This window comes from Saccharothrix sp. BKS2 (genome assembly GCF_047689505.1).
Classification (GTDB): domain Bacteria; phylum Actinomycetota; class Actinomycetes; order Mycobacteriales; family Pseudonocardiaceae; genus Actinosynnema; species Actinosynnema lopnurensis.
Genome location: NZ_JAUQOL010000016.1, coordinates 205,831 through 212,341, shown reverse-complemented (window position 1 = coordinate 212,341; position 6,511 = coordinate 205,831). Strand labels below are relative to the sequence as shown.

7 protein-coding genes are annotated in these 6,511 nt (G+C 72.6%); all 7 read left to right on the top strand.

Translation table 11 applies throughout. The features are described from left to right. Nucleotides 1-195 (top strand): hypothetical protein (locus tag Q5530_RS30845; RefSeq protein WP_415366344.1); only part of this gene is annotated, 195 nt, incomplete at its 5' end. A 5-nt stretch (nt 196-200) separates the two neighbouring features. Continuing rightward, the gene (locus tag Q5530_RS30840) at nt 201-857 is read left to right on the top strand and encodes a hypothetical protein (protein ID WP_415366343.1); all 657 of its coding nucleotides are present in this window, start codon (nt 201-203) and stop codon (nt 855-857) included. Beyond that, nucleotides 854-2,143 (top strand): ATP-grasp domain-containing protein, encoded by a 1,290-nt coding sequence (locus tag Q5530_RS30835; RefSeq protein ID WP_415366342.1) that lies wholly within the window; start codon nt 854-856, stop codon nt 2,141-2,143. The genes Q5530_RS30840 and Q5530_RS30835 overlap by 4 nt, the downstream gene beginning before the upstream one ends. Nucleotides 2,144-2,226: 83 nt before the next feature. Beyond that, nucleotides 2,227-3,423 carry a DUF6004 family protein gene (locus Q5530_RS30830; RefSeq protein ID WP_380638570.1) on the top strand — a complete coding sequence of 399 codons (1,197 nt, stop codon included), beginning with the start codon at nt 2,227-2,229 and terminating at the stop codon, nt 3,421-3,423. Nucleotides 3,424-3,528: 105 nt separating this feature from the next. After that, nucleotides 3,529-4,425: a 50S ribosomal protein L11 methyltransferase gene (locus Q5530_RS30825; RefSeq protein ID WP_380638569.1), complete on the top strand. Its 897-nt coding sequence runs from the start codon at nt 3,529-3,531 to the stop codon at nt 4,423-4,425. Then, nucleotides 4,422-5,075 (top strand): hypothetical protein, encoded by a 654-nt coding sequence (locus Q5530_RS30820; protein ID WP_380638568.1) that lies wholly within the window; start codon nt 4,422-4,424, stop codon nt 5,073-5,075. Before Q5530_RS30825 ends, Q5530_RS30820 begins: the two co-directional genes overlap by 4 nt. Then, nucleotides 5,072-6,439 (top strand): ABC1 kinase family protein, encoded by a 1,368-nt coding sequence (locus tag Q5530_RS30815; protein ID WP_415366341.1) that lies wholly within the window; start codon nt 5,072-5,074, stop codon nt 6,437-6,439. The genes Q5530_RS30820 and Q5530_RS30815 overlap by 4 nt, the downstream gene beginning before the upstream one ends. Nucleotides 6,440-6,511: the final 72 nt, after the last annotated feature.

Sequence of the window (6,511 nt, the reverse complement as noted above, 5' to 3'; positions counted from 1 at the left end):
CTGGGCGCCCGGCCGCTGCGTCGCACGATCCAGCGCGAGATCGAGGACCAGCTGTCGGAGAAGATCCTCTTCGGCGACCTGGCCCCCGGTCAGGTCGCGCTGGTCGACGTCGAGGGCGAGGGCGACGACGCCCGGTTCACCTTCCGCGGCGAAGACCGCAGCGTCGTGGCCGCCGACCCCGTGGCGGGGGTGTGACCACGATGCCCGTGCCCACCGTCAACCCCGACGTCGCCGTGCTCCGGTCGCTGCCCTCCCCGGGCGCCTACCTCTGCGGTCTCACCTGGGACGGGCGGCAGCTGTGGCACTCCGACCAGCAGGCCGGTGAGGTGTACGCGCTCGACCCGGTGGACGGGAGCGTGCGGCACACGCTCTCGTGCCCCGGCGCGCGGGCGGACCTGACCTTCCACGACGGGCGGCTCTGGCAGATCGGGATGCGGCCCAAGCGGTTCCTCCTGCTCGACCCGGAGAGCGGCGAACTCGTGGAGCGGCGGGCCATCGAGCCGTCCAACGGCCGGGTCTGCGGCGCGGAGGTCCGTCCCGAGGGGGTGTGGGTCTGCCTGCGGCGGCCCCCTGTGGTCCAGCTGCGGTCCGTCGACACGGTGGAGATCCTGAGGGAGTTCCCGGTGGTCGGGAACCCCTCGGGGCTCACCGAGGTCGACGGCGTCGTGTACTACACCGACTTCGAGGACGTGGTCATCCGCGGCTACGACGTCGAGACCGGCGAGCAGGTGTTCTCCGAGGCCGCGACCGGGAGCCCCACCGGCCTCACCTACGACGGTCACCACCTCTGGTACTGCGACTTCCCGGGCAAGGCGTTGCGGGCCATCGCACCGCTGGATCGGGGAGCCCGCTCGTGACGCCGACCGGGAGGCCCCTGGTGCTCCTGGTCGGGATCGTCTTCGAGGGGTACCGCAGCTACCTGCTCGACGGCGTCGGCTCCGTCGCCGACGTGTGGCTGCTCGCCGAGGCCGAACCCGCCCCCTCGGTGGCGGAGAAGCTGGTCGGGCACACCCTCGTCGACGTCTTCGACATCCCGGCGCTGGTCGCCGCCGCCCAGGAGGTCGCCGGGCGGCGGCGGGTGACCGGCGTGCTGTCCTGGGACGAGCTCAAGATGTCCGGCACCGCCCACATCGCCCGCGCGCTCGGCCTGCCGGGCGTGGCGCCGGACGTGGTGGACCGCTGCCGGGACAAGCACCGCACCCGGACGGCCCTGGCCGCCGCGGGGGTGCCCCAGCCGGCCTCCGAGGTGGTCTCCGGCGCCGAGGAGGCGGCCGCGGCCGCGGACCGGATCGGGTACCCGGTCGTGCTCAAGCCGCGGGACCTGGGCGCCAGCATGGGCGTCATCCGGGTCGACTCGGCGCGGGACCTGGCGGCGGGCTACGCCCACACCCGGGCCGCGCAGGTCGGCCCGGTCCCGTACCGGTCCGACGGGGTCCTGGTGGAGGAGTACGTCGACGGCCCGGAGGTCAGCGTCGACTCCTGGGTGCTCGACGGCCGCACCCACCCGCTGTTCACCGCGCGCAAGACGACCGGGTACCCGCCGTACTTCGAGGAGACCGGGCACGTGGTCGACGGCCGCGGTCCGGGGGAGGACGACCCGGAGCTGCACCGCGTGGTGACCGCCGCGCACGAGGCGCTCGGCTTCGACCACGGGATGACGCACGTCGAACTGCGCCGGGCCCGCGACGGCTGGCGGGTCATCGAGGTCAACTGCCGCCTGGGCGGGGACCTCATCCCCATGCTGGGCCAGGCCGCCACCGGTGTCGACGCCGGCGCCGTGGCGACCCTGCTGGCCTGCGGCCTGGAACCGGACCCGCGTCCGGACCGGGGCCGGGTCGCGGCGGTCCGGTTCCTCTACCCGGACGCCCCGTGCGAGGTGGACCGCGTCGAGGTCGATCCCGACCGGCTCCCGGCCGGGATCGTGCTCGCCACCGGGCTGCCCCGACCGGGCACCACGATCTCGCCGCCGCCGGAGGGGCACGTCTGGGGGCGCTACGCCCTCCTGATGGCCGTCTCCGACACCCCTGAGGGCTGCGCTGCGGCGCTGGACGCGGCCCAGCCCGCCGTCGTGCTGCACGCCCGTACGGGGTCCGTGGAGACCGGCTCAGCCCAGGGTCTTGCTAATGACTATATAAAACCGTAGTATCAGTTCATGGGACACGGCAGAGCCCCCCGGGCTCGCAAGTTGTCCGACACCCCACCCTCAACTCCGCTGGAGGTCAGCAAGTGAGCAGGGAGACCTACGAGTCGTTGGGTCTGGCGCCCAAGCCGATCCGTCCGCACATTCTTGCTGCCGCGACGGTCGTGTACGGCGATGACTACTACAACGGCAAGCGAGAGACGATCAACCTCTCGGGCTTCGTCCAGATGAACAAGTGGCCGATGCCGGGCTTCGAGCACCGGGTCGACGAGCAGGGTCACTCGACGTTCGACACCGAGCTGATCAGTGCTCCCGAGGTCGGCATCAAGGGCTTCAGCTACGAGCTGAACGACCGGATCCAGATCCTGTCGAACCCGAAGCTGCCGAACACCGGCCACGTGAAGCAGATCTCGCCCGGGAACAACTTCCCGGCGGAGTTCCACATCCGCCGGTACGGGATCCTGGAGACCAGCACGCTGCGGCTGGTCCACCGCAACGTCATCCCGATCTACGGCATCGTGGACAACGTGCCGCCGTTCAAGAAGCCGCTGAGCAGCCCGTACCTGGGCTTCCCGCGCGGCGACCACCACCAGGAGCTCGTGCAGGCGCCGAACGTGGTGCGTGGCACGACGCTGCCCGAGGCGTGGTACCCGTCCGACGACGAGAACAACCCGATCGGCATCACGCCGACCGTGTTCTTCGCCGCCGCGCCGGCCGCCTGCATGTCGATGCTGATGGACCCGTCCATCATCATGCAGAGCTCCATGGAGGGTCAGATCTCCCTGGAGGTCGGCGGTCGCACGGTCACCGTCGAGCTGGCGGGCGACCACTCCCTCGCCGCCGGTGCCGAGATCCTGCTGTTCGGCCCGGAGAAGCACGACGAGGGCACGGGCGTCCTGGCGCAGCTGGCTCGCGTCGCCCTGGTCGGCGAGTGCGCCGAGCTGGGTGGCCGGGTTATGCTGCGGGCGAGCTGGGCGCGCCCGTCGAGCGGGACGCTGGGTGAGGGCTCCGAGGACAGCCTCAGCCGCGTGCGGTACCCGAGCGACCTGCACTTCGACGCGCAGTTCGAGATCTGCACGCCGCACGGCACCCTCTACGCCACCAACGCGGTGCACGTGGCGGGTCGCCTGAACGACCTCGACCCGCTGGGCACCAACCTGGCCCTCGAGGGCCCGGACACCGCCCTGGTGACCGAGGACAACACCGTGAAGGCCCGCCTGACCGGTGCCAAGTTCGTGATGAGGGAGTCGATCGTCGGCGAGCACGCCGCGGTCAACGTCTGAGTCTCGAACGCGTGACCCCCGCCCGGGACACCTGCGCAAGCGGTGTCCCGGGCGGCCGCCGTCCATCCGCGCCGCCGTACGCGACGGCCGCAGAGAAGGGGCACCGTGAACCCACGCACGCTGTTGATGCACCAGATCATGCTGTCCGACCGAACCCGGTTGGCCGCCTACGACGAGGCGCTCGCCGCCACCGTCCGGCCAGGCGACGTCGTGGCCGACGTCGGGGCCGGGACCCTGGTCCTGGGGCTCATGGCGTTGCGGCACGGTGCCGAACACGTCTACGCGATCGAGGGCGACCCGGAGACCGCCGAGCTGGCCACGATGATCGCGCGGGACAACGGGGTCGCGGACCGCGTGACCGTCATCCAGGGCGACGCCCGGGTGGCGAGGCTCCCGCGCAAGGCGAACGTGGTGGTCGCCGAGCTGATGGGCAACCTCGGGCCGGAGGAGGAGATGGCCGAGGTCCTGGCCGCCTTCGCCCGGCGCAACCTCGCCGAGGGCGGGCGGATCGTCCCCGAGCGGCTCCAGACGCTGCTCGCCCCCGTCGAGTTCGACGGCGAGGGCTGGGGCATCTGGTCGCAGGACGTGTACGGCCTGCGCTTCGGCGCGGTGCTCGACCACGTCGCGCCGGCCGCCCAGCTGCACTTCTTCCAGCGCCCGCCCCGGGTGCTCGGCGAACCCGCGGTGGCCGCGGACGTCCGGCTCGGTGAGCGCGCGCGCCCGATCGGCGGCGAGCACCACGCCGTGCAGGTCGAGACCGCCGGCACGCTGCACGCGGTCGTCGGCTCGTTCCGGGCCGTCCTGGCCCCCGGTGTCGAACTCGCGAACTTCCCCGGCTACACCGGCTGCAACTGGGCCTGCTGGGTCTGGCCGGTCCGCCACAGCGCGGTCGCCGCGGGCGACAGCCTCAAGGTCGCGCTCGAACGCCCCCGGGACACCGCCAGGCTCGTCGAGACCTGGACGATGGACGTCGGACTCGCCCGGGCGCCGGTGCGGCCGTGACCGTATCCGCAGGCATCGTCCGAGACCTCCCCGTCCGTGCCCTCGACCTGTGCGGGGTCACCTGGAGCGGGGAGTACCTGTACTTCGCCGAGATCTTCTCGAAGCAGATCGGCGCGATCGACCCCGTCAGCGGCGAGATCGTGCAGCGGATCCCGTGCCAGGAGGTCGCCGGCGACCTCACCACCCTGCGCGGCGCGCTGCTCCAGGTGGTGGGCGAGGAGCGGAACCTGCGCCTGCTCGACCCGGCGACCGGCAGCGAGATCGACGAGTGGCCCAACCCCCGGCCCGGCCACCCGATCTCCGGCCTGGAGGCGTGCCGGGACGGGGTGTGGATCGGCTACGAGGACCTCGGCATCGTCGAGCTGCGCGAGCTGGACAACTTCCGGTTGCTGGACTGCATCGACGTGGGCCACGAGGTCACGGGCGTGACGGTGTCCGACGGGTTCCTGGTGCACACCGACCGCGACGCCTCCCGGGTCCGGCTGACCGACCTCAACAGCAGGCGGCCGCGCTACCCGGTGATGGTCTGGGGCAAGCCCAGGGCGATCACCTGGGACGGCAGGCTGTTCTGGTACTGCGACCACGCGACCCTGCAGCTGCGGGCGATCGAGCTGCCGGGGATCACGAACTCCGGGGGTGGCACGGCATGACCGTCGTCGAGCGCGTCAGGATCGGGCGCGGCGGGACCGGGCGCGGTGGGAGCGGGTCGGGTGGTCCCGCCGCGCGGGCCGCCCAGGACCTCCTGCGGGTGGCCCGGCTGTTCGCGGTCACCGGGCGGGTGGCCGGCCCCGCGGTCGGGGCCGCGGTCCGCCACCGGGTGGCCGGGCGGCGCCGGGAGGCCGCGCGGACGCTGTACCACGCCGCGCCGGTGCTGCTCGCCCGGCTCGGCGCGACGTTCATCAAGGCGGGCCAGGTGCTCGCCACGCGCCGCGACATCCTGCCGCCCGCGCTGTGCGACCAGCTGGGCACCCTGCACGACGACGTCCCCGCGACGTCGGCCGCCCACACCGCCAGGATGCTGCGCGAGGCGTACGGCGACGACCTCCACGTGCTGTTCCCCCACGTCGAGCTGACCCCGGTCGCGGCCGGGAGCATCGCCTGCGTGCACCGGGCGGTGGACCAGCAGGGCCGCACGGTAGCGCTCAAGATCCGGCGGCCGAACATCGACCGGCTGATGGCGCGGGACCTGCGGCTGATGCGGCGCGGTGCGGCTCTCGCGGCCCGCCTGCCCGCGTTCGCCGGCCTGCCGGTGACCGAGATCGTCGGCCAGATGTGCGACGCGGTGGCCGGCCAGGTGGACTTCCGCGCCGAGGCCGACTCGCTGCACCGGTTGCGGCACAACCTCTCCGGCGTGGCCCGGGTGTGGGTGCCCGCGGTCCGGCAGGAGCTCTGCCGCGACACCGTGATCGCGATGGAGTTCATCGAGGACCTCGACGGCGACGCCCGCTCCGTCGCGCCGGTGATGCGCAAGAAGTTCGCCGAGTCGGCGCTGATCTCGATCTACCACATGCTGTTCGTGGACGGTTTCGTGCACTGCGACATGCACCCCGGCAACCTGAACTTCACCCCGCGCGGCCAGGTCGTCGTGCTGGACGCCGGGTTCAGCGTCCAGCTGACCGACCGGCTGCGGCGGCTGTTCGCCGAGTTCTTCATGAACATGGCGGTCGGGCGCGGGACGCGGTGCGCGGAGATCGTGGTCGAGAGCGCGACCGGGCTCAGCCCGACCGCCGACGTCGACGGGTTCCTGGAGCGGATGGCGGACCTGGTGCGGCGCAACCACGGCCTGCCCGCCAAGGAGTTCAGCCTGATGGGCTTCGCCACCGAGATGTTCGACCTCCAGCGGACCCACGGCGTGCACGCCGCGCCGGAGCTGATCTTCCCGCTGCTGTCGCTGCTGGTGATCGAGGGCACGATCCGCGAGCTGCACCCGGGCATCGACTTCCAGGAGACGGCCAAGCCGGTGATCAACCGGGGCCTCTGGTCGGCGCAGCGGCCGGGCACCGGCCGGAACTAGCGCGGGTCCCCGCCCGCCGCCGGTCCCGGCGGCGGGCGGGGTCGTGCTCCGGCCGGGGGACTCACCCCTCAA

Coding starts and splice junctions, on each gene's coding strand:
- Q5530_RS30815 (WP_415366341.1), top strand. CDS start 5,072: ATGACCGTCGTCGAGCGCGTCAGGATCGGGCGCGGCGGGACCGGGCGC.
- Q5530_RS30840 (WP_415366343.1), top strand. CDS start 201: ATGCCCGTGCCCACCGTCAACCCCGACGTCGCCGTGCTCCGGTCGCTG.